The 26,814-nt window shown below is 62.6% G+C and carries 24 protein-coding genes, 1 other RNA gene and 1 pseudogene; 15 read left to right on the top strand and 11 right to left on the bottom strand.

The annotated features are described in order from the left end of the window. Positions 1-101 precede the first annotated feature (101 nt). The 8 genes from WJU18_RS26580 (at position 102) to WJU18_RS26545 (ending at position 7,947) form a co-directional block, all read left to right on the top strand. Positions 102-1,970 (top strand): ABCB family ABC transporter ATP-binding protein/permease, encoded by a 1,869-nt coding sequence (locus WJU18_RS26580; RefSeq protein ID WP_423456943.1) that lies wholly within the window; start codon positions 102-104, stop codon positions 1,968-1,970. Between the two features lie 136 nt (positions 1,971-2,106). Continuing rightward, positions 2,107-3,003 carry an amino acid ABC transporter substrate-binding protein gene (locus WJU18_RS26575; RefSeq protein ID WP_423456941.1) on the top strand — a complete coding sequence of 299 codons (897 nt, stop codon included), beginning with the start codon at positions 2,107-2,109 and terminating at the stop codon, positions 3,001-3,003. Between the two features lie 102 nt (positions 3,004-3,105). Continuing rightward, positions 3,106-3,861 carry an amino acid ABC transporter permease gene (locus WJU18_RS26570; RefSeq protein ID WP_423456939.1) on the top strand — a complete coding sequence of 252 codons (756 nt, stop codon included), beginning with the start codon at positions 3,106-3,108 and terminating at the stop codon, positions 3,859-3,861. 1 nt (position 3,862) lies between these two features. Continuing rightward, positions 3,863-4,531: an amino acid ABC transporter permease gene (locus WJU18_RS26565; protein WP_423456937.1), complete on the top strand. Its 669-nt coding sequence runs from the start codon at positions 3,863-3,865 to the stop codon at positions 4,529-4,531. Positions 4,532-4,553: 22 nt separating this feature from the next. Then, entirely contained in the window at positions 4,554-5,291 is a 738-nt protein-coding gene (locus WJU18_RS26560) for an amino acid ABC transporter ATP-binding protein (RefSeq protein WP_423461102.1), read from the top strand. 445 nt (positions 5,292-5,736) lie between these two features. Then, the gene (locus WJU18_RS26555; RefSeq protein WP_423456935.1) at positions 5,737-6,771 is read left to right on the top strand and encodes a hypothetical protein; all 1,035 of its coding nucleotides are present in this window, start codon (positions 5,737-5,739) and stop codon (positions 6,769-6,771) included. Further along, on the top strand, positions 6,768-7,496 hold the full coding sequence (locus WJU18_RS26550) for a hypothetical protein (protein WP_423456934.1): 729 nt from the start codon (positions 6,768-6,770) through the stop codon (positions 7,494-7,496). The genes WJU18_RS26555 and WJU18_RS26550 overlap by 4 nt, the downstream gene beginning before the upstream one ends. Before the next feature lie 22 nt (positions 7,497-7,518). Then, a complete protein-coding gene (locus WJU18_RS26545; protein ID WP_423456932.1) occupies positions 7,519-7,947 on the top strand; it encodes a peptidase dimerization domain-containing protein in 429 nt (142 codons plus the stop codon). 140 nt (positions 7,948-8,087) lie between these two features. On the opposite strand, the gene WJU18_RS26540 is transcribed toward WJU18_RS26545, so the two are convergent. The 3 genes from WJU18_RS26540 to WJU18_RS26530 form a co-directional block, all read right to left on the bottom strand. Next, positions 8,088-8,399 carry a hypothetical protein gene (locus WJU18_RS26540; protein ID WP_423456931.1) on the bottom strand — a complete coding sequence of 104 codons (312 nt, stop codon included), beginning with the start codon at positions 8,397-8,399 and terminating at the stop codon, positions 8,088-8,090. A 78-nt stretch (positions 8,400-8,477) separates the two neighbouring features. Further along, positions 8,478-9,290, bottom strand: coding sequence for a molybdopterin-dependent oxidoreductase (locus WJU18_RS26535; protein ID WP_423456930.1), 813 nt, complete (start codon positions 9,288-9,290; stop codon positions 8,478-8,480). Then, entirely contained in the window at positions 9,257-9,907 is a 651-nt protein-coding gene (locus tag WJU18_RS26530; RefSeq protein ID WP_423456929.1) for a cytochrome b/b6 domain-containing protein, read from the bottom strand. The genes WJU18_RS26535 and WJU18_RS26530 overlap by 34 nt, the downstream gene beginning before the upstream one ends. 95 nt (positions 9,908-10,002) lie before the next feature. On the opposite strand from WJU18_RS26530, the gene WJU18_RS26525 reads away from it, so the two are divergent. Together WJU18_RS26525 and WJU18_RS26520 are read left to right on the top strand one after the other, a co-directional pair. Beyond that, positions 10,003-10,716 (top strand): response regulator transcription factor, encoded by a 714-nt coding sequence (locus tag WJU18_RS26525; RefSeq protein ID WP_423456927.1) that lies wholly within the window; start codon positions 10,003-10,005, stop codon positions 10,714-10,716. After that, a complete protein-coding gene (locus WJU18_RS26520) occupies positions 10,713-12,191 on the top strand; it encodes a sensor histidine kinase (RefSeq protein WP_423456926.1) in 1,479 nt (492 codons plus the stop codon). The genes WJU18_RS26525 and WJU18_RS26520 overlap by 4 nt, the downstream gene beginning before the upstream one ends. A gap of 540 nt (positions 12,192-12,731) precedes the next feature. Here WJU18_RS26520 and WJU18_RS26515 read toward each other — a convergent pair. From WJU18_RS26515 to WJU18_RS26505, 3 genes are all read right to left on the bottom strand, one after another. Next, on the bottom strand, positions 12,732-13,724 hold the full coding sequence (locus WJU18_RS26515) for a DctP family TRAP transporter solute-binding subunit (RefSeq protein WP_423461101.1): 993 nt from the start codon (positions 13,722-13,724) through the stop codon (positions 12,732-12,734). A gap of 243 nt (positions 13,725-13,967) precedes the next feature. Beyond that, a complete protein-coding gene (locus tag WJU18_RS26510) occupies positions 13,968-15,266 on the bottom strand; it encodes a TRAP transporter large permease (protein ID WP_423456925.1) in 1,299 nt (432 codons plus the stop codon). Beyond that, positions 15,263-15,841: a TRAP transporter small permease gene (locus tag WJU18_RS26505; protein WP_423456923.1), complete on the bottom strand. Its 579-nt coding sequence runs from the start codon at positions 15,839-15,841 to the stop codon at positions 15,263-15,265. Before WJU18_RS26505 ends, WJU18_RS26510 begins: the two co-directional genes overlap by 4 nt. Before the next feature lie 470 nt (positions 15,842-16,311). Here WJU18_RS26505 and rnk point away from each other — a divergent pair, with 470 nt between their 5' ends. Together rnk and pyrC are read left to right on the top strand one after the other, a co-directional pair. Continuing rightward, positions 16,312-16,737, top strand: coding sequence for a nucleoside diphosphate kinase regulator (rnk, locus tag WJU18_RS26500; RefSeq protein ID WP_423456921.1), 426 nt, complete (start codon positions 16,312-16,314; stop codon positions 16,735-16,737). A gap of 264 nt (positions 16,738-17,001) precedes the next feature. Next, complete coding sequence (gene pyrC / locus WJU18_RS26495) at positions 17,002-18,042, top strand: dihydroorotase (protein ID WP_423456919.1); 1,041 nt, start codon at positions 17,002-17,004, stop codon at positions 18,040-18,042. Between the two features lie 49 nt (positions 18,043-18,091). Here the strand turns inward: pyrC and WJU18_RS26490 are convergent, their stop codons facing one another. Both WJU18_RS26490 and cls read right to left on the bottom strand, forming a co-directional pair. Then, a complete protein-coding gene (locus tag WJU18_RS26490; RefSeq protein ID WP_423456917.1) occupies positions 18,092-19,333 on the bottom strand; it encodes a low temperature requirement protein A in 1,242 nt (413 codons plus the stop codon). A gap of 117 nt (positions 19,334-19,450) precedes the next feature. After that, positions 19,451-20,908, bottom strand: a complete 1,458-nt coding sequence (cls, locus tag WJU18_RS26485) for a cardiolipin synthase (protein ID WP_423456915.1) — start codon at positions 20,906-20,908, stop codon at positions 19,451-19,453. A gap of 246 nt (positions 20,909-21,154) precedes the next feature. Between cls and WJU18_RS26480 the strand changes: the two genes are divergently transcribed. Next, positions 21,155-21,910 carry a DUF3025 domain-containing protein gene (locus tag WJU18_RS26480; protein WP_423456914.1) on the top strand — a complete coding sequence of 252 codons (756 nt, stop codon included), beginning with the start codon at positions 21,155-21,157 and terminating at the stop codon, positions 21,908-21,910. A gap of 112 nt (positions 21,911-22,022) precedes the next feature. Continuing rightward, entirely contained in the window at positions 22,023-22,892 is an 870-nt protein-coding gene (gene htpX / locus WJU18_RS26475) for a protease HtpX (protein WP_423456912.1), read from the top strand. Between the two features lie 35 nt (positions 22,893-22,927). On the opposite strand, the pseudogene WJU18_RS26470 reads toward htpX, so the two are convergent. The 3 genes and pseudogenes from WJU18_RS26470 to cysK all read right to left on the bottom strand — a co-directional run bounded on the left by WJU18_RS26470 (position 22,928) and on the right by cysK (position 26,323). Then, positions 22,928-24,651 (bottom strand): annotated as a pseudogene (locus WJU18_RS26470) (NAD(P)/FAD-dependent oxidoreductase). 107 nt (positions 24,652-24,758) lie between these two features. After that, the gene (locus WJU18_RS26465) at positions 24,759-25,265 is read right to left on the bottom strand and encodes a hypothetical protein (RefSeq protein WP_423456911.1); all 507 of its coding nucleotides are present in this window, start codon (positions 25,263-25,265) and stop codon (positions 24,759-24,761) included. A 140-nt stretch (positions 25,266-25,405) separates the two neighbouring features. Further along, on the bottom strand, positions 25,406-26,323 hold the full coding sequence (gene cysK / locus WJU18_RS26460; RefSeq protein WP_423456909.1) for a cysteine synthase A: 918 nt from the start codon (positions 26,321-26,323) through the stop codon (positions 25,406-25,408). A gap of 108 nt (positions 26,324-26,431) precedes the next feature. On the opposite strand from cysK, the gene rnpB reads away from it, so the two are divergent. Continuing rightward, an RNA gene (gene rnpB / locus WJU18_RS26455) (RNase P RNA component class A) lies at positions 26,432-26,750 on the top strand. The last annotated feature ends 64 nt before the right edge of the window (positions 26,751-26,814 follow it).

Genomic DNA, 26,814 nt, shown 5'->3' with positions numbered 1-26,814 from the left:
ACGGGGGCGGTATTGGGGGGCGCAGGTGCTGGTCGAGCGGCCTTGTGATGTGTGACATGGGCACTATCTGAAAAAAAGAGAAAGAAAGGCGATTTTCCAACATGCGCGGCGGCGGCGAACGGTTTTTACATCCCACGGCACAGGTTTCGGCGGGCGGTGGTGCCCGCCGCTCGGATTGGCGTACTTTGGCACGGCTTTTTCCCTACCTGTGGCAATACAAATGGCGCGTTGGCGCGGCGCTGTTGTTCGTGATTGGCGCCAAGCTTGCCAATGTAGGCGTGCCGGTGCTGCTCAAGGACCTGGTCGACGCCATGAGCATCAAGCCGGGCGACCCGAAGGCGGTGCTGGTGGTGCCGGCCAGCCTGCTGCTGGCCTACGGGGCCTTGAGGCTCATGACATCGGTCTTCACCGAGCTGCGCGAACTGGTGTTTGCCAAGGCCACGCAGGGCACGTCGCGACAGATTGCCCTGCAGACCTTCGAGCACCTGCATGCGCTGAGCCTGCGCTTTCACCTGGAGCGCCAGACCGGCGGCATGACACGCGACATCGAGCGCGGGGTGCGCGGCATCGAGTCGCTGATCTCATTTTCGCTCTACTCGATCTTTCCCACCCTCGTGGAAGTCGGCATGGTGCTGGGTATTCTGGCGGTCAAGTTCGATCCGGTGTTTGCCTGGATCACACTCGCGGCGCTGGCGTTATACATCGGCTTCACCGTCACCGTGACCGAGTGGCGCACCAAGTTCCGTCGCCAGGCCAATGAATCCGACTCGGCCGCGCACAGCAAGGCGATCGATTCGCTGCTCAACTACGAAACCGTCAAGTACTTCAACAACGAGAGCTTCGAGGCGCACCGTTATGACGAAAGCCTGCAGAAGCTGCGGGATGCCCGGCTGAAGAGCCAGAGCACGCTTTCCATGCTCAATACCGGCCAGCAGCTCATCATTGCCGTCGGCCTGGTCGCGATGCTGTGGCGCGCCACGCAGGGCGTGGTGGACGGCAAGCTGACGCTGGGCGATCTGGTGATGATCAACGCTTTCATGATCCAGCTCTACATTCCGCTCAACTTCCTGGGCGTGATCTACCGCGAGATCAAGCAGAACCTGACCGATCTGGAGAAGATGTTCACGCTGATGGACCGTGAGCGCGAAATCGCCGATGCGCCGGGCGCGCAGGATCTCAGAACCAACGGGCCCGTGGACGTGCGCTTCGATCAGGTCAGTTTTGCCTACGAGCCGGATCGACCCATCCTGCACGACGTGAGCTTTGAGATTCCCGCAGGCAAGACAGTGGCCGTGGTCGGGCCGTCAGGCTCGGGCAAATCCACGCTCGCGAGGCTTCTGTACCGCTTCTACGACGTCGGTGCTTCAGCAGATTCCGGGGATCAGGGCCGCATTCTCATCGCCGGGCAGGACATCCGCGGCGTAACCCAGGGCAGCGTGCGCCGCGCCATCGGCATCGTGCCGCAGGACACCGTTCTTTTCAACGACACCATCGCCTACAACATACGCTACGGCCGCCCGCAGGCAAGCGATGCGGAGGTGGAACAGGCGGCCCGCGCGGCGCACATCCATGGCTTCATCGCGAGCACTCCAAAGGGCTATCAAACCATGGTGGGCGAGCGGGGCCTGAAGCTGAGCGGCGGCGAGAAGCAGCGGGTGGCGATCGCACGCACTTTGCTGAAAGACCCGCCTGTTTTGATTTTTGACGAAGCCACCAGCGCGCTGGACTCACGCAATGAACGCGCCATTCAGGCCGAGATCCAGAATGCCGCCCGCGGCAAGACCACCCTGGTGATCGCGCACCGCCTTTCCACGGTGGTGGATGCCCATCAGATCATCGTCATGGAGCACGGCCGTATCATTGAGCGCGGAACGCACCCTCAATTGCTGGCGGCGCGCGGGCGCTACGCTGACATGTGGGCCTTGCAGCAGAGCGCCGAGCGTGTGCAGGAAACTGCCTCACAGGTGTGAATTTCCACCAATCTCGAGATGGAATACCGCCTTGTGGGGGTTTTCTAGGGGTATACCTGTGGCGCCCTGTTCGTAGAATGGCATTATGAAGGCTTAGGCCATTTCTTAAACCCTTTTGAAACAAAGGACAGATTGCATGAAAAAGCATCTTCTCGCCCTGGTCGCGCTGTCGCTGGCCGCTGGTGGCGCCATGGCACAAGCAACCGACACCCTGGCCAAGATCAAGGAACGCGGCGCGGTCAACCTGGGCGTGCGTGACTCTTCCGGCCTGGCATTCACGATCGGCAATGGCAAATATGTCGGCTTTCACACCGAAATGGCCGAGCGCATCATCGACGACCTGAGCAAGAGCCTCGGCAAACCGCTGAAGATCAACTACCAGGTCATCACCTCGCAGAACCGCATTCCGCTGATCCAGAACGGCACGATCGATTTCGAGTGCGGCTCCACGACCAACAACAAGGCCCGCCAGAAAGACGTGGATTTCGCCTACACCACCTACGTCGAGGAAGTGCGCATCCTGACCAAGGCGAACTCGGGCATCAACGGCATCCCTGATCTCAAGGGCAAGACCGTGGCCACGACCACCGGCACGACTTCCGTGCAAACGCTGCGGAAGAACAAGCGCGCCGAAGGCATCGACTTCAAGGAAGTCATGGGTAAGGACCACGCCGACAGCTTCCTGCTGCTCGAATCCGGCCGTGCCGATGCGTTCGTGATGGATGGCTCCATCCTGGCGGCCAATGCATCCCGTTCCAAGAGCCCGAAAGACTACAAGATGGTCGGCGAGGCACTGTCGGTCGAGCCGATCGCCTGCATGCTGCCCAAGGGCGACGCCAAGCTGCAAAAAGCTATCGACGACAGCATTGCGCGCCAGGTCAAGGATGGCTCTCTGGCCAAGCTCTACGACAAGTGGTTCATGCAACCCATTCCGCCCAACAACGTGAGCCTGAACATGCCCGCTTCCGAGAGCACCAAGGAAGCCTGGGCCAACTTGAACAACAAGCCCATGGAAGACTACGCCACCAAATAATGGCTGGCCGTACCAAGGGGTGACAGAACGAACCCCGCCCCCGTACATAGGTAATATGTAGGTGGGGCGGGGTTCTTTTTGATGGAAGCGAAGGAGGGTCGGATGGCTCTGGATTTCTCGGTGTTTTGTCAGGACACCTTGACCAACGAAGTGGTCAACACATGCTTCGCGCGTGGTCCCGACCAAACCTATCTTCAATGGATGCTGGGCGCTTGGGGCTGGACCGTGGCGGTCTCGTTGACATCCTTGCTGGTGGCATTGGTGGTCGGGTCGATCATTGGTACCTTGCGCACCTTGCCCGATCGGCCCGGCTGGGTGCGTTTTGGCAACGCATGGGTGGAATTGTTCCGCAACGTGCCGCTTCTGGTGCAGGTGTTCCTGTGGTACTTTGTCGTGCCCAAGGTGATTCCAGCCATGAGGGACGTGCCGCCCTTTGTGCTGGTAGTGTGCGCGCTGGGCCTGTTCACCTCGGCGCGGGTGGCCGAGCAGTTGCGCTCGGGCATTCAGGCGTTGCCGCGCGGCCAGCGCTACGCAGGCATGGCCATGGGTTTCACCACGCCGCAGTACTACCGCTACGTGCTGCTGCCCATGGCCTACCGCATCATCCTGCCGCCGCTCACGAGCGAGTCGATGAACATCTTCAAGAACTCCTCCGTGGCTTTCGCGGTGTCGATCTCGGAGCTGACGCAGTTTGCGCTGCAGGGCGGCGAGGAGACCTCCCGTCCGATCGAGATCTACATCGGCGTGACCGTGCTCTATATCATCTCGGCATTGATCATCAACCGTGTGATGGCCTTCATCGAGAAGAAGATGCGCGTGCCTGGTTTCGTATCCGCCGGTACTGGAGGAGGCCACTGACATGCTGAACCTCGATTTTTCGTTCTATAGCTGGTCGCTGATCAACGACTTCATCCTGAAGGGCCTGTATTTCAGCGTCTTCCTTACCGCGGTGGCCACGCTGGGTGGCATATTCTTTGGCACGCTGCTGGCGCTGATGCGCCTGTCGGGCAAGAAGTGGCTGGAGGTGCCAGCGGCTATCTACGTCAATGGCATGCGCAGCATTCCGCTCTTGATGGTGCTGCTGTGGTTTTTCCTGCTGGTGCCGATGATCATCGACCGGCCCATCGGCGCGGAGTATTCGGCCATCATCACCTTCATCGCCTTCGAGGCGGCCTATTTCAGCGAGATCATGCGCGCGGGTATCCAGTCGATCCCCCGTGGCCAGGTCTTCGCAGGGCAGGCTATGGGCATGACCTACGGCCAGAACATGAAGCTGGTGATCTTGCCGCAGGCTTTCCGCAACATGCTGCCGGTGCTGCTGACGCAGACCATCATCCTGTTTCAGGATACCTCGCTGGTGTACATCATTACCGCCTACGACCTGCTCAAAGGGTTCGAGACGGCCGGCAAGAATTTCGGCCGGCCCGAAGAAGCCTATCTGCTGGCCGCCGTCGTCTATTTCGTGATCTGTTTCAGCTTGTCCTACGTGGTCAAGCGGATCCACAAGAAGATCGCCATCATTCGTTAAGGAGTTCGCCATGTCCGACCCCATGATCCAAATCAAGAACGTTTCCAAGTGGTATGGCCCTGTGCAGGTGCTTAACAACTGCAGCGTCGACATCAACAAGGGCGACGTCGTGGTGGTGTGCGGTCCTTCCGGCTCCGGCAAGTCGACCCTCATCAAGACTGTGAACGCCCTGGAGCCCTACCAGAAGGGCGAAATCATCGTCAACGGCACCTCGCTTTCAGCGCCCAAGACCGACCTGCCCAAACTGCGCAGCAAGGTGGGCATGGTGTTCCAGCATTTCGAGCTGTTTCCGCACCTTTCCGTGACCGAGAACCTGACCCTGGCGCAGATCAAGGTGCTGGGCCGCAAGCCCGATGAAGCCAAGACCCGTGGCCTCAAGATGCTGGACCGTGTGGGCCTCATGGCGCACAAGGACAAATTCCCAGGCCAGCTCTCCGGCGGCCAGCAGCAGCGCGTGGCCATTGCCCGCGCGCTGTCGATGGATCCGGTGGTGATGCTGTTCGATGAGCCCACCTCCGCGCTCGATCCGGAAATGGTGGGCGAGGTGCTCGATGTCATGGTGGGCCTGGCCCACGAGGGCATGACCATGATGGTCGTTACGCACGAAATGGGCTTTGCCCGCAAGGTGGCCAGCCGCGTGATTTTCATCGACGTCGGCGGCAATATCCTGGAAGACTGCTCCAAGGACGAGTTCTTCAACCACCCCGAGAACCGTCAGCCGCGCACCAAGGACTTCCTCGGCAAGATCCTGCAGCACTGATACTCTTAACGGCCCCCTTTTCCGCGTGCGGGAGAGGGGGCAAGACTTTTTTCCAGATGGTAGGCCGCGGACCAGGCCCCATTACACCCTACGGTCCCAGGGAACACGTGCGTCGCGCGGTTGAACGCGGCCGGTGGGATAGCGCGCTCTTTTTCTGACAGAGCCCCCCTCTCTCCAGGATTCCTTTTCATTCCGCCAGAGGATGCGGGAGGAAAAGACGTGCGCCCGTCGCGCTCCTGCTCGGCTGGAGATAGTCACCCTTGTTTACATACTTCCCGCAAATTTCGATATAAGATGAATTAATATTTATTTATTAATTATCTTGATTTTATTATTTGGCGATGAAGGTATTTGTTTGTTTTTTCGAAAGGGGGCATTGGTTCCGGTTTTTGATGCTGTTTGATTGATGTTTTTTCTGCATATTAAAAATTAAAGGAGATATTCGATGAAACGTAGAAATTCCCGCGCAAGTTTGCCTGTTTTCTATTCGGTTTCGACTGCGCTGCTCCTGACAGCCTGCGGCGGCTCCGACGACGATTCGGGTGGAGGATCCACTCCGCTTCCCGCCCCCACGGCCATCGTGAACGGCGTGCCCGAAATCGATCCCGCGATTGCCGAGGCTTCGAAAAAGCTGAATGCTGACAAAACCATCCTGGACATCGTCTCCGAACTGAATACGGATGCCACGGCGAAGGTCAGTTTCGATCAGCATATGGAGCTGGTGCGCATCGCATCGCCCTCGCGCTATGAATATCGGATGGCCGGGGAGGTGCACCGCCGCATGGCCGATGAATGGGGATTTTCCCGCGGGGAGATCAAGACTTCCGCGGACGGCAACCTGCCGGGAACCGACGTCCAACTGGTCGACGGTCTGCCGGTCTACAACGCCTGCGTGGAAATCAAGGGCACCTATTCCAGCTCTCCCGATGCTCAGTCGTACAAGGGCCAATATCCCAAGGTGCTGGTGGAGTCGCACATCGATGTGGTGAACCCAGAGGTGTTGCCCCCCGACAGCAATCCGTTCCAACCCATCAAACTGCAGCCATTCAATGATCCGGTGGTCACCGCGCCTTCCCAATTGAACGCGATTTCCAGTGAGCTGTCGTTCGATGCCTCAGGGCGCATCATCGAAGACGCCAACTATGAATGGGCCAGCCGCTGGTTCGCGAGCCAGGATGCGGCCAAGACAGGGGGCGCCGCGCGCATCTACGTGCCGGGCTATACAGACGCGATGGGCAACACATCGGCCCTTTTCACCCTCGCGCGCATGTTCAAGAAACACAACATCAAGCCGGTGTATGACGTCTGGATCTGCGGCACTGCGGGCGAGGAAGGCAAAGGCAACCTCGCGGGCATGAAGCAGCTCTATGGCTTTGACCAGAACCTGGGCACGGGATCGAACCCGCTGAACTTCGTGGCGAACTTCGGCAACGAGGGGGAGGCGCGATCAACTTCACCGGCAGCCATCGCTTCGAGATGAAGTACAAGGCACCGGCCAACCCAGGCGACGGTGGGCCGAGCGCGGTGGAAGCCATGGCGTCGGCCATTGCGCAGATCGCGGACGTCAAGACGCCCTCCGAGCAGCGCCCCGATGCACTGAAGACCACCTATACCGTTGGCCAGGCGTTCTGCGAAGAACCCGCACCGGGCAGTACGGTGATCCCGAGCTGCACGTTGCTGGTGGATATGCGTTCCGAGCGCACCGACACGCTCAATGAAGTCAGGGACAGCATCCAACCCCTGTTCCAGGCAGGCCTGGCGGCGGAAAACGCGCGCTATGGCAAACAGGAGAACGCCAGCGATGCGGTCACGATGGACCTGGTCTGGTATGGGCTGCGGCCGGCATTCGTGAATGGCGACAAAGCCAACATTGCGCTGCAGGCCGGCTGGCAGGCGGGGATGACGGTGGGCGTGGACGTCCACAAGGATTCAAAGGTGCCCACGGGCTCCAGCAGCCTGAATGACAACGTGCCGGCCAACACGGGGGTTCCGACTTACAACTGGGGCTTGGCATCCAATGTGGCGGGTGGCGGCACCCATGCCTTCTGGGAGTGGGGCACCCGCGGAGATCCCAAGCGCCAGAACCTGCGTATCCAGCGTGCGATGACCGCGGTGCTCATCACCGCAGGCTACAACCTGTCCGACGGTACCGTGATCCAGCCTTCGGTGGGGCCCATCGGTGTCCGCACCCGTGAACTGAATTGAATACGAGACAAGAGGTCACACCATGAAGAAAACCATCTCTACCGCTTTGTTTCTTTTCGGCAGCCTGAGTGGCGGCCTGGCGTATTCGCAGTCCGTTCTGGTCGAGTTCCAGGGGCCAGGGGGCCATAGCAGCAGCAACTATGGCCGCACCAGCGCCCTGCATGCCGCGGCCCGCTCCATGATGGCGCTGCAGAAGCAGGGTCTGCCCGCCGGGGCTTACACCGTGTCCACTCTCACGGGCGGTAACTCCGTCAACAGCATTGCATCCGATGGCAGTTACCGGGTGGCGCTCAATCCTCAGGCCGGCGTGGACCAAGCTGCGTTCCTGACCATGGTCACCGCGGCGGCCAAGGCAGGGGCGGATGCGGAAAACGCCTTCCGCAATGTCAAACCGGGCGATCTGACCGCGGGCGCGCCGGCGGATATCCGCTATACCGTGACCCAGGAGTAACCGGAGAAGAACAGGAAGGCGCGAGCCGGCGCCTTCCTGTTCGCGCTGTCTCGCTGGGACCGCCAAGCTCCAGCTTGGCAGCAGCGCCACTTTCGCACGCCGCCGGCCAAGCTGGAGCTTGGCGATCCCAGGCTGCAGCCTCACTTGCTCATGCTGCCCTTCGACATGGCATCCTTGGACATGCTGCTCTGGCCCATCGCATCCTTGCCCATGTGATCCATCGCGGGTTGACCGCTCTTGGCCATGGCGCCCTTGTCCATTCCCTTCTCCATTCCTTTCTCCATGCTCTTGCCCATGCCGTCCTTGTGCATGGCTTCCTTGCTCATGGAAGATTTCTCCATGCCCATGGGAGCCTTCGACATGGCGTCCTTGGCCATGGAGTCGGCCGCGAAAGCCGAGGCGGTGCCCAGGGTCAGGCACAGGGCGAAGGCGGTGGTGAGTGCGTTTTTCATGATGTCGAGTCCTTGGGTGGTGGTTGAAGAAAAAGGCGGCCTGCGCCGCAGGGAGAACCTGGCGTGAGCGCACCCTTGTCAGCTTCCGCCGAACCAGTTGTAGCCCTGGTCTTCCCAGTAGCCACGGTTGAAGGTGTTGCTCACGAAGATGGCCTGGATGTGCTTGGGGTTCTTGTAGCCCAGCTTGGTGGGCATCCGCAGCTTCATCGGAAAGCCGTATTTCGCCGGCAGCGGCTGTCCGTCCCAATCGAGCGCGAGCAGCGTCTGCGGGTGCAGGGCGGTGGCCATGTCGATGCTGGTGTAGTAGTCGTCGGCGCATTGGAAACCCACGTAGCGGGCGCTTAGATCGGCTCCCACGGCACGTAGAAAATCGGCAAAGCGCGGACCACCCCACTTGCCGATGGCGCTCCAGCCTTCCACGCAGATATGGCGCGTGACTTGCGAGTGTTGAGGCAGTGCACGCAGCTCATGCAACTGCCAACGGTGCTTGTCGGCGACGAGGCCGGAAACTTCCAGGCGGAAGGTGTCACCGTTGACTTGCGGCGCCTTGTCTTCGCTGTAGAAAGCATTGAACGGGAAGGGCCGTGTGATCATCGAGTCGGGGTAGGTCGGCGCCAGGCGGGTGGGGTCGAACAGCCAGCCTTGCACCCGGTCGTTGAGGCGGGAAATACGGCTGAGTGCGGCCTCGGCCGAGGCGTTGTCGTCGATGCTGCAGCCGCTGAGCAAGCCGAGCCCGCCCAGGGTCAACCCGTGCGAGAGAAACTGGCGGCGGGATGTTGACGGGATTTGCTTGAGGAGCTGCTTGCGCGCTTCGGCCACCACGGTTTCCGCGTTGGCGCGGTGCCAGAGAGAGAATTTCACGGCAAGGCCTCCTTGTCCGCGCGGTGCCATGTGGGCTTGCCGGACAGCATCGTGAGCAGGGAGCGAGGTACGAGCGCCACCATGACCAGATGCACAGCCACGAAGGCGGCCATCGCGGCCATGCTGTAGAAATGAATATGCCTTGCCATCTCGTAGCCGCCCATGAGCTCGCGCAGCAGCGGAAACTGCACGGATTTCCAGATCACCAGGCCGCTCAGCACCAGCAGGATGAGATCTGCAATCACCAGCAGGTAGCTCAGCCGCTGAACCTGGTTGTAGCGGCTCAGGTCCGCGTGCGACAAGCGCGCTGTCAAGGCGAGCCAGGCGTCGCGCAACACCCCTCGGGCCGTCACGGGGAACAGCTTTCTCGCGAATCGGCCCGTGGACAGATTGAGAGCCAGGTAGACCAGCCCGTTGAGCACGAACAGCCACATGCCGGCAAAATGCCATTGCAGCGCGCCCCCGAGCCAGCCGCCGAGGGTGATCCCGGCAGGAAAAGTGAAATCGAAAAGAGGCGACGCGTTGTAGATGCGCCAGCCGCTCATCACCATGACCAGCACGGCCACGGCGTTGAGCCAGTGGGTGATGCGCAGCCACCCAGGCTGAAGCGCCTGAGGGGCGGGTGGTGATGAGGTGGTGCGAGACATGGGCGCATTGTTGAGTGCCCCTGGTCCCGGAGTCCTCACCAACAGTTCAATAAATCGTGATACTTTGGCGCGTGTTCCTGCGGGAGAATGCGCCCATGGACTCACCCAAGCGCATCCTGATCGTCGAAGACGATCACCACATCGCCGAGCTGCTGCGCATGCACTTGAGCGATGAGGGGTACGAGGTGGAACATGTGGCCGATGGGCGCGAGGGGCTGGCCGCCGTTGAGCGCGGAGGCTGGCATGCGCTGGTGCTCGATCTGATGCTTCCGGGCGTGGACGGCCTGGAGATCTGCCGGCGCGCCCGTGCCATGACCTACTATGTCCCCATCATCATCACAAGTGCCCGCTCGAGCGAAGTGCACCGCATCCTGGGGCTGGAGCTGGGCGCCGACGACTATCTGGCCAAGCCGTTTTCGGTCATGGAGCTGGTGGCCCGGGTACGCGCGCTGTTGCGGCGCAGCGAAGCACTGGCGCGCAATGCCAGGCTCGATGCCGGTGTGCTCGCACTCGGCGGGCTCAGTATCGACCCGATCGCACGCGACGCCCAGGTCGACGGACAGCGCCTGGAGCTCACGCCGCGCGAGTTCGATCTGCTGTATTTTTTTGCCCGCCAACCCGGCAAGGTGTTTTCACGGCTCGATCTGCTCAATCAGGTCTGGGGCTACCAGCACGACGGCTATGAGCATACGGTGAACACCCACATCAACCGGCTGCGCACGAAGATCGAGAAGAATCCGGCCGATCCCAAGCGCATCCTCACCGTCTGGGGACGCGGCTACAAGTTCGCGGAGGGTTCCGGGCCATGATGCAGCGCCTTTCGCTTTCTCAGCGCCTGTCGGCCGTGTTCGTGGTGCTGCTGCTGGCCTGTTGCGCCGCTTCCATGGTGCTGCAGATGCGCGGTGCCGAACGCCACGAGCGGGAGGTGGTTCAGCGCCTTTCGCTGGATCTGGCCCCTCAGATCGCCGGTTATCCGGAGCTCATGGAGCCGCGAGGCTTCAACCCTGCCGCGGTGCATGGCTTGTTCGACAAGCTCATGGCGGTGAATCCGAGCGTGGAGGTCTACCTGCTCGATGCGAGCGGTCGCATCCAGTCCTATTCGGCGCCGGAGGGCGCGGTCAAACGCACGCAGGTGGATTTGGCACCGATACGCCAACTCATGGCCGGTGGCGCGCTTCCTGTGCTTGGAGATGATCCACGCAACCCGGAAGGCCGAAAAGTCTTCAGTGCAGCCCCGCTGAAGATGGGCGCGCGCGATATGGGCTACGTGTATGTGATTTTGCAAGGCGAAAGCCGCGAATCTCTGGCCGCGCGCTTGAGCACAAGCAACACGGTCAGTGCCGCGCTGTGGTCCATGGCACTGGTGGCGCTGCTCAGCCTGGTCGCGGGGCTCACGGCGTTCCGCCTCATTACACGCCCCTTGCGCACACTCGCGGAGGCTGTGCGGGGCCTGGAGGCGCATGGCATGTCCTGGCTGCCGCAGGCCAGGCCGTTGATGAAGCGCGCGGCGCGCAGCGGCGGGGAGATCGCGCTGCTCAGCCAGAGTTTCGAGCAGCTTGCGCAGCGCACCGACGAGCAGTGGCAGGCGCTTCGTCAGCAGGACCAACAACGGCGCGAGCTTTTTGCCAACCTCTCGCATGACCTGCGCACGCCGCTGACCTCTCTGCACGGTTATCTGGAAACCTTGCGCATGAAGGCCGATGCGCTCGAGCCCGACGAACGGCGCCGCTATCTCGACATTGCGCTGGAGCAAAGCCGCAAGGTCGGCCGTCTGGCGCAGGAGATGTTCGAGCTTGCGCGGCTGGAGTATGGGGTGGTCAAGCCGGAGATGGAGCGGTTTTTTCTCACCGATCTCCTGCAGGACGTGTTCCAGAAGTTCGAGTTGGCGGCAGAGGCCAAGCGGCAGCGCCTGGTGGCTGACATCGCGCCCGAGCTGCCACCGATCACGGCCGATCTGGCGATGATGGAGCGTGTGCTGGTGAATCTGATCGACAACGCGGTACGTGCCGCCCCGGAAGGCGGCGAGATCATGGTGGAGCTGCAGCCGCATGCGAAGGGCGGCATCGAGGTGACCGTACGAGATACCGGCCCGGGCGTTTCCAAGGCGATGCGGGAGCATCTGTTCGAACGCCCTGCCTTTACCGGCTATGCGGCGGCGCAGGGCTCGCACTCAGGCGGTTTCGGCCTCATGATCGTTCACCGTATTCTGCAGTTGCACCAGAGCACGATCCGATTGATGCCGCAAGCCGGTGTGGGGGCGGCGTTTCGGTTCGTGTTGCGGTGACGCGGGTGTCAATAGGCTGCGCCGCGCTGCGCTTAGCGGTCTTACTCCTTCCCCTTCCGGGGAAGGCTGGGATGGGGGCTTTCACTGCCGGTTGATCTGAACGGCCTTCTGCTTCCTAATGACCTCCTGCAGTTTGATCTGAGGTCGGAGGCCGGGATTGCCCCCGGCGGTGCACCTACTCTTCTTTGCGTCGCCAAAGAAGAGTAGGCAGAAGAAAGGCGACCCCACTTGCCGTGTCCCTCCGCTACGCTCCGGGCAACCTGCGGTGCTCACGCATGAGGCGGTGCCGTCGAACTCGCTATGTTCACTTCGTTCACGCCGCTCGAACAACGCCGGCAAGCTAGAGCACGAAGCAGGAGCATCTTGCAGTGCTCCTGCCCGCCCCATGCGCTGCGCTCCTCGGCACGTCCAGAGGGGCGGGAGCCCTGCTCGGGCCATCGCTTCGCTCGGCCCGCGAATTGCTGGATTTCGGCTTGAGCCGAAATGGAAAAAGGGGTGGGCCAGCGTGAACGGATATAGGGTGCGTGACGGCTTCGTTGCTTACTTCTTGCGCTCCGCAATCGCCTTCTCAGCGGTGTTCACCAGATCGGCACCGATCTGCCCTTTCCATTTCGTGTAGATGGGCCGCGTGGCTTTCACGAAGGCTTCGCGCTCGGCAGGGGAGAGGTGCGTCACGGTCACGCCCGTGGCCTCGACCTCCTTGAGCAGCGGCTGCCCGGGCTCCACCATGCCCTTGCGGGCCAGGGCGATCTGTTCCTTGCCGGCTTCGAGTGCAGCCTGGCGCACGGCTTCACGATCGGCCGGAGTCCAGGAGTTCCACACTTCCTTGTTCACCACGAAGATCAGCGGATCAGCCACATAACCCCACATGGTCAGGTATTTCTGCCCCACCGTTTGCAGCTTGGAGGCAGTGAAGATGCTCATGGGATTTTCCTGACCGTCCACGGCGCCGCTGGCCAGCGCGGGCTGTGCGTCGGCCCAGCTCATCTGCGTGGGGTTGGCGCCCAGTGCGGTGAAGGTTTCCAGGAACAGCGGTGAACCGACGACGCGGATCTTCAGGCCCTTCAGGTCGGCCGGTGTCTTGATGGCATGCTTGGAGTTGCTGATCTCCCGGTAGCCGTTTTCGCCCCAGGCCAGGGGCAGCACGCCCGCCTTGTCGATGATCTCGAACATGCGCTTGCCGACCTCGCCTTGCGTCATCGCATCAACGGCGGCGTAATCGGGCGCCAGGAAGGGCAGCGAGAACAGGTTGAGCTGCCTGACTTGCGGCGACCAGTTGATGGTAGAGCCGATGGCCATGTCGATCACGCCCTGGCGCAGCGCGGAAAACTCACGCGTCTGGTCGCCCTGGATCAGCGATACGCCGGGGTACAGCTTGATGTTGATGCGGCCGCCGGTTTTCTCCCGGACCTTGTTGGCCCAGAGCTCACCGCCCTTGCCCCACGGAAAAGCCGTGCCCAAGACGAGCGACATCTTGTATTCGCTCTTGTAGTTCTGCGCCGCGGCAGGCGCGGAGAAGGTGAGCCCGGTCATGGCAGTGGCCGTGGCGGCCAGGGCGAGCAGGGTGCGTCGAAGTTTGATCATAGTTTCAGTCTCCTCTTTAAAAACAACATATCAATTTTCCACGGCGTAGCACGTTACCCCGCCGCATGAAACTCAAAAACTCGAAAGGGCCGCGGAGCAGGCCATGCCAAGGCCCCCGCGGAGCTGGCTTTGCCAGGCCGCTGGGTGCGTCCCCCCTTAGGGGGAAGGCGCGTAAGCGACTCAGGGGGAATTTCAATACCCAAGCACATGCGGCAGCCAGAGCGCCAATTGGGGCCAGATGATGACGGCCACCATCACCAGCCCCATGGCCAGCAGCATGGGGCCGACCCAGCGCACGGTTTCTTCCATGCGCACATTGGCGATGCGGCACGACACCATCAGGTTCACGGCCAGCGGCGGCGTGAACTGGCCCAGCGCCACCTTCAGCGTCAGCAGTACACCGAACCACACTGGGTCCCAGTTGTAGTGCTGCACGATGGGCCACAGGAGCGGCACGAAAATCAGGAAAATCGAAACGCCGTCGAGGAACATGCCAATGGTGATCAACATGACGATCAGCAGCGTGAGCACGCCATATTCACCCAGGCCCGAGTTCACGATGGCTTTGGTGATTGGGTCAATCACGCCCAGCGTGGACAGCGAATAAGCGAAGATGCCGGCCAGGGACACCACCAGCAGGATCACCGCTGAAAGCTCGCCTGATTCCTTCAGGATCGGGAACAGGTCGCGCACGGTCATGGTGCGGTGGATCACCATGCCCACGAACAGGCCGTAGAACACCGCCACCACCGCCGCCTCGGTGGGGGTGAACCAGCCTGCGCGCATGCCGCCCAGAATCAGCACAGGCGCTGCAAGCCCCCAGATGGCTTCGCGAAAGCTTTTCCAGAAAGGCGGGCGAGGCAAGGTGGCTTCCAGGGCGCCCATGCGGTGCTTGCGCGCGAGCCAGACCGCAGGCACGACCAAGGCCACGCCCGCCAGCACACCGGGGATCATGCCGGCCGCAAAGAGCGCGGGCACGGAGGCGCCCGGCACCAGTACCGAATAGACGATGAACGCCACTGAAGGCGGGATCAGGATGTCGGTCGCCGCCGCCGCGCCCACCACGCTGGCCGAGTAACTGGCCGGATAGCCTGCGCGGTTCATAGCCGCGATCATCACTGCGCCCACCGCTGCGGCGTTGGCCGGGCCGGAACCTGAAATGCCGCCCAGAAACATCGCCACGGCAATGGCCACCAGCGGCAGCATGCCCGGCCCGCGCCCGACGATGGCAATGGCGAAATTCACCAGCCGCAGCGCCACGCCGGAGCGATCAAAGATCGAACCCACCAGCACGAACATCGGAATGGCCAGCAGCGGGTACTTGCCCAGGCCGGCATAGAAGTTCTGAGGCACTGCCAGCAGGCCGAACCACTGGACATCGCTGTTGGCCAGGGCGATCGCCGCCGCGCCGGCCAACCCGAGCGCCGCGCCGATGGGCACGCCCAGCAGCATCATGCCGATGAAGACAGCGAAAAGCAGCGTGGCGATCATGGCGCGTGCTCCTCAGCCTTCACTTCGGCAGAGGTGGGCAGGGCCGGGTCATCGGCCGCCGGCACGCCGCCGCGCCGCATCAGCCCGATGGCCCGCAAGGTGATGGCCACCGAGATGATCGGGAGCCAGATCGAATACCACCACTGAGGCACACCGATACCGGGCGAGGTTTCTCCGTACTGGATATCGTCCCAGACCAGGCGCACCGAAAGCACCGCGATCAGCCCGAACAGCAGCGCCACCATGGCCGCGCCGAACTTGGCCAGCGCGCGCTGGCGGCTAAGAGGGCCTGAATCGGCGAAGTATTCGATGCGGATATGCCGGTTGCGCGCCACGGCGGCCGAGCCCGCCACCATGGCGAGCACGATCATCAGGAACACCGAGACTTCTTCGGTCCAGGCAAAGGAGGCGTCGGTGAAATAGCGCACCAGCACATTGGCGAAGGTGATCAGCGCCAACGCGCCCATGATGAGGACCGTGAGCCAGTCTTCAATCTTGAGCGGGACGCGTGTGGAGGACTCTTGCCCGGAGGTGTCGGCAGACTGTGCGTTGCCGGAAGATGGAGGAGCGGACATTGGATGCAAGTAAAAAAATGGCCCCCACACTTCCCCGCTTCGCGAGGCCCATGGCTTCCTTGAGATCGTAAATCCGTTCTGAGGAAGCTTTTTTTGCCTTGGGGCGGCCCGGCGGCAAAAAAATGCGCACAAAAGTACTCGCGAAAGGTACTTTGGGCGCGTGGGCACCATCTTAGCGGGCCTTGGCTGGCCTTTCGAGTGTCAAACGGCTATCATGCCCCCATGCAAACCCTGAGCGCACGATTTCTGTGCACGCTGGCCGCTTGGGCCCGCGTGGCGCCGACGCGCGCGCGCAGCGCCAGCGGCTCCGAGCTTCAAGGGGCGGCACTGCGCCGAGGAATGCGTCAACCGGCCGCACCCCTCTAAGCCCGACGATCGCTCTTCTCTCCCTTCTCTCTCCAGCGCCTTCACACAGATCGTCGGGCTCAGGCCGCCGGCGCTTTTCTTCTTTGCTTTCAGGAGATTTGCCTGTGTCTTCCACCGACCAAGTTGTTCGCCGAGTCATGACCGAACTCGACCATGTGCGCATCTACAACCTTCTCACGCGCCAGTACGGCAGCGCCACAGCCCCTCAGGCCGAGGAACTGGGCGAAGTGATCGACAGCGCCGATCTGGTGCGTGCACAGGAGATCGCGCCCGATATCGTCACCATGCACACCAAGCTACGTGTGGCAGATGCTGCCGGTGGTGCTGAACGCTCCATTACCCTTTGCTATCCGCCCGATGCCGATGCGGCCAAGGGCATGATCTCGGTGCTGTCGCCCATTGGCACGAGCCTGCTGGGCTTGCGCGTGGGTGAAGTCGCCCGTTGGCATGGCGCCGACGGCAAGGAGTCCTCCGTCGAGGTACGCGCCATTGAATTCCAGCCGGAGGCCAGTGGCGATTACACGGCATGAAATGGTCCCCCCTGAGGCACTGCGTGCCTTCCCCCAAGGGGACACCACCGGCGGCCTGGCGAAGCCAGCTCCGCGGTGGTCCGCGCATGGCCTGCTCCGCGGCCTTTTGATTTCTGCCGGGAACTGTAGGTTGGTGCTGAGCGTAGCGATGCCCAACATGCCGCGTTGGTGTACAACCGCCGATCGTTGGGCATCGCTGCGCTCAGCACCAACCTACGATGTTTGAGCCTCTGAGGCCAAACGCGTTCTGAGAAAATCCCTCCCATGACCGCCCCCCAAACCCTCACCCTGACCCGCCCCGACGACTGGCATCTTCATGTCCGCGATGGCGCCGCACTTCACTCCGTGGTGCCCCACACCGCCGCCCAGTTCGCCCGCGCGATCATCATGCCCAACCTGAAGCCGCCGGTGACGACCGCGGTGCAGGCGCTGGCCTACAAGGAGCGCATCCTGAAAGCGGTGCCTGCGGGCGTGGATTTCGAGCCGCTGATGACGCTCTACCTCACCGATGTCACGCCACCCGACGAGATTGCCCGGGCCCAGGACGCAGGCGTTCACGCCCTCAAGCTCTATCCGGCCGGCGCCACCACCAACAGCGATGCCGGCGTGACCGATATCCGCAAGACCTACAAGACGCTGGAAGCCATGCAGCGGGCGGGTCTCAAGCTGCTGGTGCACGGCGAAGTCACCGACACCGAGATCGATCTGTTCGACCGCGAGGCCGTGTTCATCGACCGGGTCCTCAAGCCTTTGCGCCAGGATTTTCCCGAGCTGAAAATCGTCTTCGAGCACATCACCACCAAGGAAGCGGCGCAATACGTGGCGCAAAGCGACGCCTACACGGCCGCCACCATCACCGCGCACCATCTGCTCTACAACCGCAACGCCATTTTCCTGGGCGGGATCCGCCCGCACTACTACTGTCTGCCCGTGCTCAAGCGCGAGGAGCACCGGCAGGCGCTGGTGAAGGCGGCGGTCAGCGGCAGCCCCCAGTTCTTCCTGGGCACCGATTCCGCTCCACACCCCGCACAGTTGAAGGAGCACGCCAGCGGCTGTGCCGGCTGTTACACCGCCTTGACCGCACTGGAGCTTTATGCGGAAGCCTTCGAGGCCGCTGGCGCACTGGACAAGCTGGAGGGCTTTGCATCGTTCTTCGGCGCTGATTTCTACGGCCTGCCCAGAAACAGCGGCCAGGTCACCCTGCAAAAGCAGGAGTGGGCCGTGCCGGAGCAGGTGGCTTTTGGCGAGACCGTGGTGAAACCGCTTCGAGGTGGTGAAGCGCTGCCCTGGCGCTTGGCGGCTTGAACCTCGTCATTCCCGCGCAGGCGGGAATCCAGAAGCCTATCAGGCTGGCCTAGCGCACCAAAAATCTCTCCGCCTTCCGCTTGTGCCCCAGTTCGTTGTAGGCGATGGCGATGATCGGCCCCAGCGACAAAAGCATCAATCCCCAGGGCAGCGGCAGGCCCTGAGCCACCGCCAGCGGACCCAGGCCGATGCAGGCCAGCACCAGCAGCACCAGCGAAAGCTGGCTGTCCTGGGCGCGCGTGGCATAACGGTGCAGCGCCCAGATGACGAACACGAACAGGGCCTGGGGAATCGCCACCGCGCTGATGGCAAACAGGGCCGATGCAGCCTCGCTATTGGGCGTGGCGGCATCCTTGACGATCTTCAACCGGTCTGCCACCACCTCAAGCCCGCTGCCCACGGCGGCCAGCGAGGCAAAGGCAAAAAAATGTCCATAGCCCCAGCCGAAGGCGCGCTCGCGGTGCCGGTGCAGGGCATCGCCGGAGGGCAGCAAGAAGTACATCCACCAGAGACAGAACGCCAGCAAAGTGCCGCCCAGGCCCACCAGCATCAGATCGAACGAGGATCCATGCACCTGCACCAGGCTGGCGATGGCGTTGGTGGTGCCCAGGATGGCTTCGCCCAGGATGATGATGGTGAAGAGGCTATAGCGCTCGGCGATATGGTGGGGGTGCCAGGGCGTGGCCATAGTCCCGCGCTCTGCCCACGGCGGCACCAGCAGTTCCATCACCACCAGGGCCACCAGCGAGGGCCAAATGGCACCTGCGGGCAGCCAGTCCTGCGAGCGGGCCGCGCCAAACAGCAACCACAGCACTTGGACCACGGCGACACCCGCGGCATAACGCCAGCAGGTGCTGCGCCGCTCGGGGTCACCCAGCCCGGCACGCACCCACTGGATGCACAAGGGCAGCCGCATCAGCGCGTATCCCAGGATGCCCAGGAAAAACTGCCCTTCAAACAAACCCGGCACACCGGTCGCGAACACCAGCACGCCGCCCATCTGCATCAGCGTGAAAACGCGATAGATGGCATCGTCGTTGTCATAGGCGGAGGCGAACCAGGTGTAGTTCATCCAGGCCCACCAGATGGCGAAAAAGGCCACCAGGTAGCCTGGCAGCGCCTGCCCCACATGATGAGACGCTTCGGCATGGTGCAACTGCGCCGCGGCCAGCGCCACGGCCACCACGAACGTCAAATCGAACAGCAGCTCCAGCGGCGTGGCAACGCGGTGCTGTTCATGAATGTCACGGCCACGGGTGCGGCGGTGGGGTGTGGCGGGCGGCTGGTCCATGAGAAGGCCTTGTTACCTTTGAGTTTGCTTGCATGGTAACGGCCAAAAGGGGCCGGGGAGTTGGGAAGAAAGCCGTCTTATATGGTTTTGTGCTCGAACTACGATCGTCAACGTGTTCTAAAGCACAGGCCCCAGCGACGCCATCACGTTGTTCCAGATATGGCGCCACCACGGCCATTGGGAAACCTGCTGTTGCGTCACGGTGTCAGACTGTTCCAGGTAATGCTGCTGGCGCGCGCGCACGGCCGCCGTGGTGTCCGCGTCCTGCAACAGCAGGTTGTTCTCGTAATTCAAATCGAAGCTGCGCAGGTCGATGTTGGCTGATCCGACGAGCGTGAGTTCTCCATCCACCGTCAAGGTCTTGGCGTGCAGCAACCCGCCGCGGAACTCGCGGATGGACACGCCTGATTTCAGCAGCCGGTGGTAGGTGCTGCGGCTGGCGGCCGCGACGATCCACGAATCGTTGCGCCGCGGAAAGATCAGCGTCACCTTCACGCCGCGCCACGCGGCCGCGCACAACGCTTCCAGTACGGTGGCATCAGGCACGAAATAGGGTGTGGAAATCGTGAGTTCCCGCTGCGCGTTGGCGATCAGCGTGGCAAAGAGCTGAGGTGTCGAGCCGCTGCGCTCGGTCGGCCCGTCTCCCACCACTTGGGCGGCAAAGCCATCGGGGTACGGCTCTGCAGCCTGCACCAGCGGGTTGAAACGATCATCGCCCGTCACCTGGACCCAATCGCTGGCGAACAGCAATTGGGTTTGCGCTACCACCGGGCCCTCCAGGCGCAGCATGATGTCGACCCACGGCGCATACCGGGCTTTCACGAGGAAGGCCGCATCGGCGCAGTTCTGGCTGCCGACATACGTGACGCGGCCGTCGATCACGGTGATCTTGCGGTGATTGCGCAAATCGATCCGGCTGGTGAGGATGACCTTCAAGGGGTTGCTGACCGGCAGGGCCACTGCTACCTGCACGCCGGCCTCGCGCATGGCACGCCACAGGGGCGTGCGCGTGAGCGCGCGCGAGCCCAGGCCATCCACCATCGCGCGGCAGGTCACGCCTCTGCGCGCCGCGCGGATCAAGGCCTGCGCGATATCGTTGCCCATGCCGTCGCTGAGCCAGATGTAGTAAAGCACGTTGATTTCATGCTCGGCGGCGTCCATGTCGGCCAGCATGCGTGCGAGGGTGGCGCCGTTGTCGTTCATCACCTCGGCGCGGCAGCCGGGCATGGGGTGAAATCCATTGATGGACGCCGCGTAGCGGAACACACCCTGCCACCGGGGGGTGATGATCTCTTCGAGCTCCTCAGGTTTGCCCAGCGCTCCGCGCACGCCTGCATCGTTCGGCCAATGCCGGCGCAGGAAGGCCGCCACCGTCTGGTGCCGCCCGGTCAGGCGCCGGCCCAGGCTGACTTCCCCCAGCAGGTAGTACATGATCACGCCGGCATAGGGCAGCAGCACCAGCATCATCAGCCATGCCATGCGCGTGTCGGGTTTGAGGTCGTCACGCAGCAGCACGCGGGCGGCCACGGCCAGGACCAGGATGATGTACAGCGCAAGCAGGATGGTCGAGATCATGGATCTTCTTGTCGGAGCGGCTTTAGAGGGCGTCGCAAAAGTCCCCTTCCGTCATTCCCGCGCAGGCGGGAATCCAGTGCCACCTTTTCACCGCCGCCTGGATTCCCGCCTGCGCGGGAATGACGAGAGTGATGTTTGGGACCTTTGCGGCAGCCTTTGAGGCCGCGAACGGCAGGCTCGTGCAGGGGAAAGTGTCACATGAAGCGAGCAGCGTTGTCTCAAGGCTTTATGGCAGGATTGGCAGGCATGGTAACCCAAGCTCCAGAGATCGATTGGGCGGCCCCCTGGTGGGCGCCCGTACGCACCACAGGTGAAGAGGCCCTCGCGCGCTGGGCGGCGGGTGCACCCGTGGCCGAGGCGCTGAACGCCGCCCGCAGCGCCCCCGTGCGCTTCGTGCCTCAGCATGCGCTGCCCGAAGGGTTGCCCTATGAGCTTTTCATCTTCAAGCAGCGCGCTGTGCCCTCCCGTGACAACCTGCACGATTTTCTGAATGGCCTGATCTGGTCGCGTTACCCTCGCACCAAACTCCGCCTGAACGCGCTGCAGGCCACGGAAATCACCCGTGATGGCGTGCGTTCCACGCGCGGCCCTGTGCGCGACGCCGTGACGCTGTTCGACGAGAGCGGTGTGCTGCTGGGCGCTCCCCAAGCTCTGCAGGATGCGCTGCGCGAGCGGCGCTGGCTGGATCTGTTCGGCTCTCTGCGCCCGCTCTGGAAAGAGGCTCGGCTGTGGGTAATCGGCCATGCCGCGCTGGAAAAACTGGTGTCGCCCTACAAATCCATCACGGCCCATGTGCTGCCGGCCCCGGCGCACCTTGAAACCCTGGAGCAGGCCGACGCCTGGCTGGCCGAATGGCTGAGTGCCGGGAGGATGGCCCCCAAGCCCTTCGCGCCGCTGCCGCTGCTGGGGGTACCGGGGTGGTGGGCCGGCAATGAAGAGGCCGGGTTTTATGATGACGCGAGCGTTTTCAGGGGTAAAACCCTCATCAGCCGTCCGGGTTGATTTTTTCGGGGACAAGTCCATGGAACCCTTCCATTGAAATTTGTTCCAATACGCCCCAGATACTTACTCCGGCAAACGCCGCACTCACTCCACCAAGGAAAAAAGGGACCCGATGAAACGCATCCTGTTGTTCGTTATGACCAACGTCGCCGTCATGGCGGTGCTGGGCATCGTCACCAGCCTGTTCGGCCTGAATCGCTTCGTCGGGCCCAATGTGCAGGTTGGGCAGTTGATGATCTACTCGCTGGTGATCGGCTTCACCGGCGCCATCATCTCGCTGCTGATGAGCAAACCCATGGCGAAGATGAGCATGGGCGTGAAGATCATCAATCAGCCCGCCAACGCCGATGAGGCCTGGATCGTCGAAACCGTGCGCCGGCTCTCCGAGAAGGCGGGCATCCAGATGCCCGAGGTGGGCATCTATGAGGGCGAGCCGAACGCCTTCGCCACGGGGGCATTCAAGAATTCCGCCCTGGTGGCGGTGTCTACCGGCCTCCTGCGCGGCATGACCCGCGAAGAGATCGAGGCCGTGCTCGGCCACGAGATCGCGCACGTGGCCAATGGCGACATGGTGACCATGACCCTCATCCAAGGCGTGATGAACACCTTTGTGGTGTTCCTGAGCCGCCTGATTGGCTCCTTGATCGACAGCGCGCTCCGCCGTGGCAACGACAATTCCGGCCCCGGCATCGGCTACTTCGTCAGTACCGTGGTGCTCGATATCCTGTTCGGCTTCCTGGCCGGCATGATCGTGGCCTGGTTCTCGCGTTACCGCGAATTCCGTGCCGACGCAGGCTCCGCCAACCTGCTCGGACGCCCGCAGCCCATGATCCATGCCCTGCAGCGCCTGGGTGGCATGCAGCCGGGTGAGTTGCCCAAGACCATGCAGGCCATGGGCATCACCGGCAGCCTGGGCAAGCTGTTCGCATCGCACCCGCCCATGGAAGAGCGCATCGCCGCGCTGCAGAACTACAAGGGCTGATCTCCGATCGGGGCAGGTTTCAAGCCTGCCCCGATTCACGTCCGGGTCGTGTTGACTACCGCTTGCGCCACCGCTTCTCCCACACGAATACCATCAATGCCGGCGGAGAGGATGCCGCCCGCATAGCCTGCGCCTTCGCCCGCAGGGAATAGCCCGCGCACATTCAGGCTCTGAAGACTCTCTCCGCGGCGAATGTTCACTGGTGATGAGGTGCGCGTTTCCACACCTGTCATGACGGCATCGGCCATGTCATAACCCTTGATCTTGCGGCCGAAGACAGGCAGGGCTTCCCGCATGGCGGCCGTCGCCCAGTCAGGCAGGGCGGCATCCAGGTCAGTCCAGTGCACGCCAGGCTTGTACGAGGGAATCACGTCGCCCGGCGCGGTGCTGGCCCGCTGAGCCAGAAAATCACCCACGCGTTGCGCGGGCGCCGCATAGCTGGCGCCGCCTAGTTGGTAGGCGCCTGATTCCAACTGGCGCTGCAGTACGATGCCCGCGAGCGGGTGAGGCTGGCCGAGGGGCAGGTGTTCCACGCCGAAGGCTTCTCCCAGCGTTTCCTCGAAAGCCTCAGCCGCATGCGGAAAATCACCCGGGTTGATGCCGACCACCATACCGGCATTGGCATTGCGTTCGTTGCGGCTGTATTGGCTCATGCCATTGGTCACCACACGGCCTGGCTCGCTTGTGGCTGCCACTACCGTGCCGCCAGGGCACATGCAGAAGCTGTACACCGCGCGGCCGTTGCCGGCATGGTGCACCAGTTTGTAGTCCGCCGCACCCAGCAACGGGTGGCCGGCATGGCGACCCCAGCGGGCGCGGTCGATCACGCCTTGCGGATGCTCGATGCGCACGCCAATGGAAAACGGTTTGGCCACCATGTCCACGCCCTGGCGGTACAGCATGGCAAAGGTGTCGCGCGAGCTGTGGCCTAGCGCCAGCACGGCGTGGCGGGTGGCCAGCTCATGGCGCTGGCCGGTCTGAAGATCTTCAACCTGGAGCCCGCGCAGAGAGGGCGCTTGGGCGTCGCCCTCCAGCAGCAGATCTGTCACACGCTGCTGGAAGCGGATCTCGCCGCCCAAGGCTGTGATTTGCGCGCGCAAATTTTCCACCACCTTCACGAGCTTGAAGGTGCCTACGTGCGGGTGTGCCACCCACAGGATTTCTTCCGGCGCGCCCGCCGCCACGAATTCCTCCATGACCTTGCGGCCCAGGTGGCGAGGGTCGCGCACCTGGCTGTAGAGCTTGCCGTCGGAAAACAGGCCGGCGCCGCCCTCGCCGAACTGCACGTTGCTCTCGGGGTTGAGCTGGCTGCGGCGCCACAGCCCCCAGGTGTCCTGCGTGCGTTCGCGCACAGGCTTGCCGCGCTCCAGCACGATGGGCTTGAGCCCCATTTGCGCCAACACCAGTGCGGCAAAGATGCCGCAGGGGCCAAAGCCGACCACCACGGGGCGCTCGCCTTGCCAACCCTCGGGGGCTGTCACAGGGGGTGCCAGGCCATGTCGGGCGTGGGCTGCACATGCGGGTCTTTTTCAAAGCGCGTGAGCAGCTCGGTTTCCTGGGCTGGATCGGCCAGGGCCATGTCTGCGATGTACACGGCCAGCAGATCGGCCTTGCGCGCGTCGAAGCTGCGCTTGAAGACCTGGAGCGCGCTGATGGCGGTTTCGGGAATCTGGAGTTTCTGTGCGGCCAGCGCGCGCAGGGCGCTTTCAGGCGCGTCAGCTTGCGCCAGGGGCAGGCGGAGTTCGGAGAGGCGGATCATGGGGAGCGGCTTGTAGTGATCAAGCAGAGCATGAAAGGCGCTGATGATACGTCTGCCCGCTCGTGAAGCGGAAAAGCGCCGTGCTTATAAACACTTTCCCAAGCGATTCAGCGCGCCGCTCCGTCCAGTGCCGCGCGCAAGTCAGTGGCCCGCTCGGGGCCTACCGCAGCCTCGATCTTGGGCAGCAGTTCGCGCAGGCCTGCGTAGCCTTCGGCGCGTTCCACTGCCAGATTGAGTTTGAAACCGCGCAGCCCCAGCGTAGCGGTGAGTTGTGTGGCCAGCGGGTAGGCTGTTTTGTATCGGCGTTGCTGTTCGTCGATCGTCAGCTCGCCGTTCATTTGGGGCGCTGGGGATTCGGAGATTTTGGGCGTTTCTGAGGTTGCCCGAGACTTGCTATTGGCAGGCTCTGGTTTTTCCTCTTGCAAGAGGCCGCTTTTCACCAGATGGGTGATGTCGTCCGGTTGCACGCCCAAGCCGGCGGTTTGGCGCAGCACTTCATCGACCGAGCGCTTGCCGTCGAACAGAATCAAGGCCGTGCGCTGGCGCTGCGCAAGAATGCCGCCGCTACGCTGCCGAAGTGCTTCGGCGGCAAGGGCGGTCTTCACGTAAGGCATAAAAGTCTTTGATCAAAAGGATAGGGCAGCCGGGCATCGCGGCCTCTTCTCTTGTTAGAGCAGTGGACGCCGCAGTGTCTGGCGGGTTTCCCCGATTGAAAGACTTTTCGAGCTGATTTGTTTCTAATGGAAACCCTTAATCAGGCTGGCAGATAGCCTTCCACCGAAAGGTAGCGTTCGCCCGTGTCGTAGTTGAAGCCGAGCACACGAGAGCCCTTGGGCAGCTCCGGTAGCTTCTGCGCAATGGCGGCCAACGTGGCGCCGCTGCTGATGCCCACCAGAGTGCCTTCCTCGCGGGCGCTCCGGCGGCCGTATTCGCGCGCCGCTTCGGCTTCCACCTGGACCACACCGTCCAGCAGGCCGGTGTCGAGGTTCTTGGGGATGAAGCCAGCGCCGATGCCCTGGATGGGGTGGGGGGCGGGCGCGCCACCGCTGATCACGGGCGATTGCGTCGGCTCGACGGCGAATACCTTCAACTGAGGCCACTTGGCCTTCAGCACGCGCGCCACGCCGGTCAGGTGGCCGCCGGTGCCGACGCCGGTGATCAGCACGTCCAGCCCCTCAGGGAAGTCGGCCAGGATCTCCTCTGCCGTGGTGGCGGTATGCACGGCGACGTTGGCAGGATTTTCGAACTGCTGGGGAATCCAGCCGCCGGGTGTCTGTGCCAGCAATTCCTCGGCACGGGCAATCGCGCCCTTCATGCCTTTTTCACGAGGGGTGAGGTCGAACGTGGCGCCGTAGGCGAGCATCAGGCGGCGGCGCTCGATGCTCATGCTGTCGGGCATCACGAGAATCAGCTTGTACCCCTTGACGGCGGCCACCATGGCCAGGCCGACACCGGTGTTGCCGCTCGTCGGCTCGATGATGGTGCCGCCAGCTTTCAATTTGCCGCTCTTCTCGGCGTCTTCGACCATCGCCAGCGCGATGCGGTCCTTGACCGAGCCGCCGGGGTTGGCGCGCTCGTTCTTGATCCATACCTGGGCATCGGGGCCGAACAGGCGGTTGATGCGCACATGCGGTGTGCGGCCGATGGTTTCCAGGATGTTGTTGGCTTTCATGGCAAGGTCTCCTGCAGGAGTAAGTCAGGGAGACATTCTGGCGCAGTTATTCGACAAATTGGGGTATATGGATATGCCGTTCGCATTCAATGGAATAATCACACCCGTGAAGCCCGCCAGACCGCCGCCGGTGCATGTCCCGAAAGGGCGCACTGGAGGAACGTCCGGACTGCAAAGGGCAGCGCAGGAGCTAACGGCTCTCCACCGTGAGGTGAGGATCAGAGCAACAGAGACGAGCCGATTGAGTTCGGGTGAAACGGGCAATCTCTGCGCGCAGCAACACCAAGTAGGCACACGTTGAGGCGGCTCGCTGAGTGTGCGGGTAGGTGGCATTGAGCCGGGTGGGCGACCCCCGGCCCAGATTGATGGCGGTCACATTGCGGGCAACCGTGATGCACAGAATCCGGCTTATCGGTGGGCTTCACACTTTTCTTGATTTTTCAGGGCGCTTTTGAGGGTGGCTTTCTCCCTCCCACTTTGGGGGAGGGTGG

Origin of the sequence: Ottowia sp. VDI28, assembly GCF_049532675.1 — a bacterium.
GTDB lineage: Bacteria > Pseudomonadota > Gammaproteobacteria > Burkholderiales > Burkholderiaceae_C > Ottowia.
The sequence above is the reverse complement of the archived record's forward strand: the minus strand, read 5'-3'. Positions and strand labels throughout refer to the sequence as shown.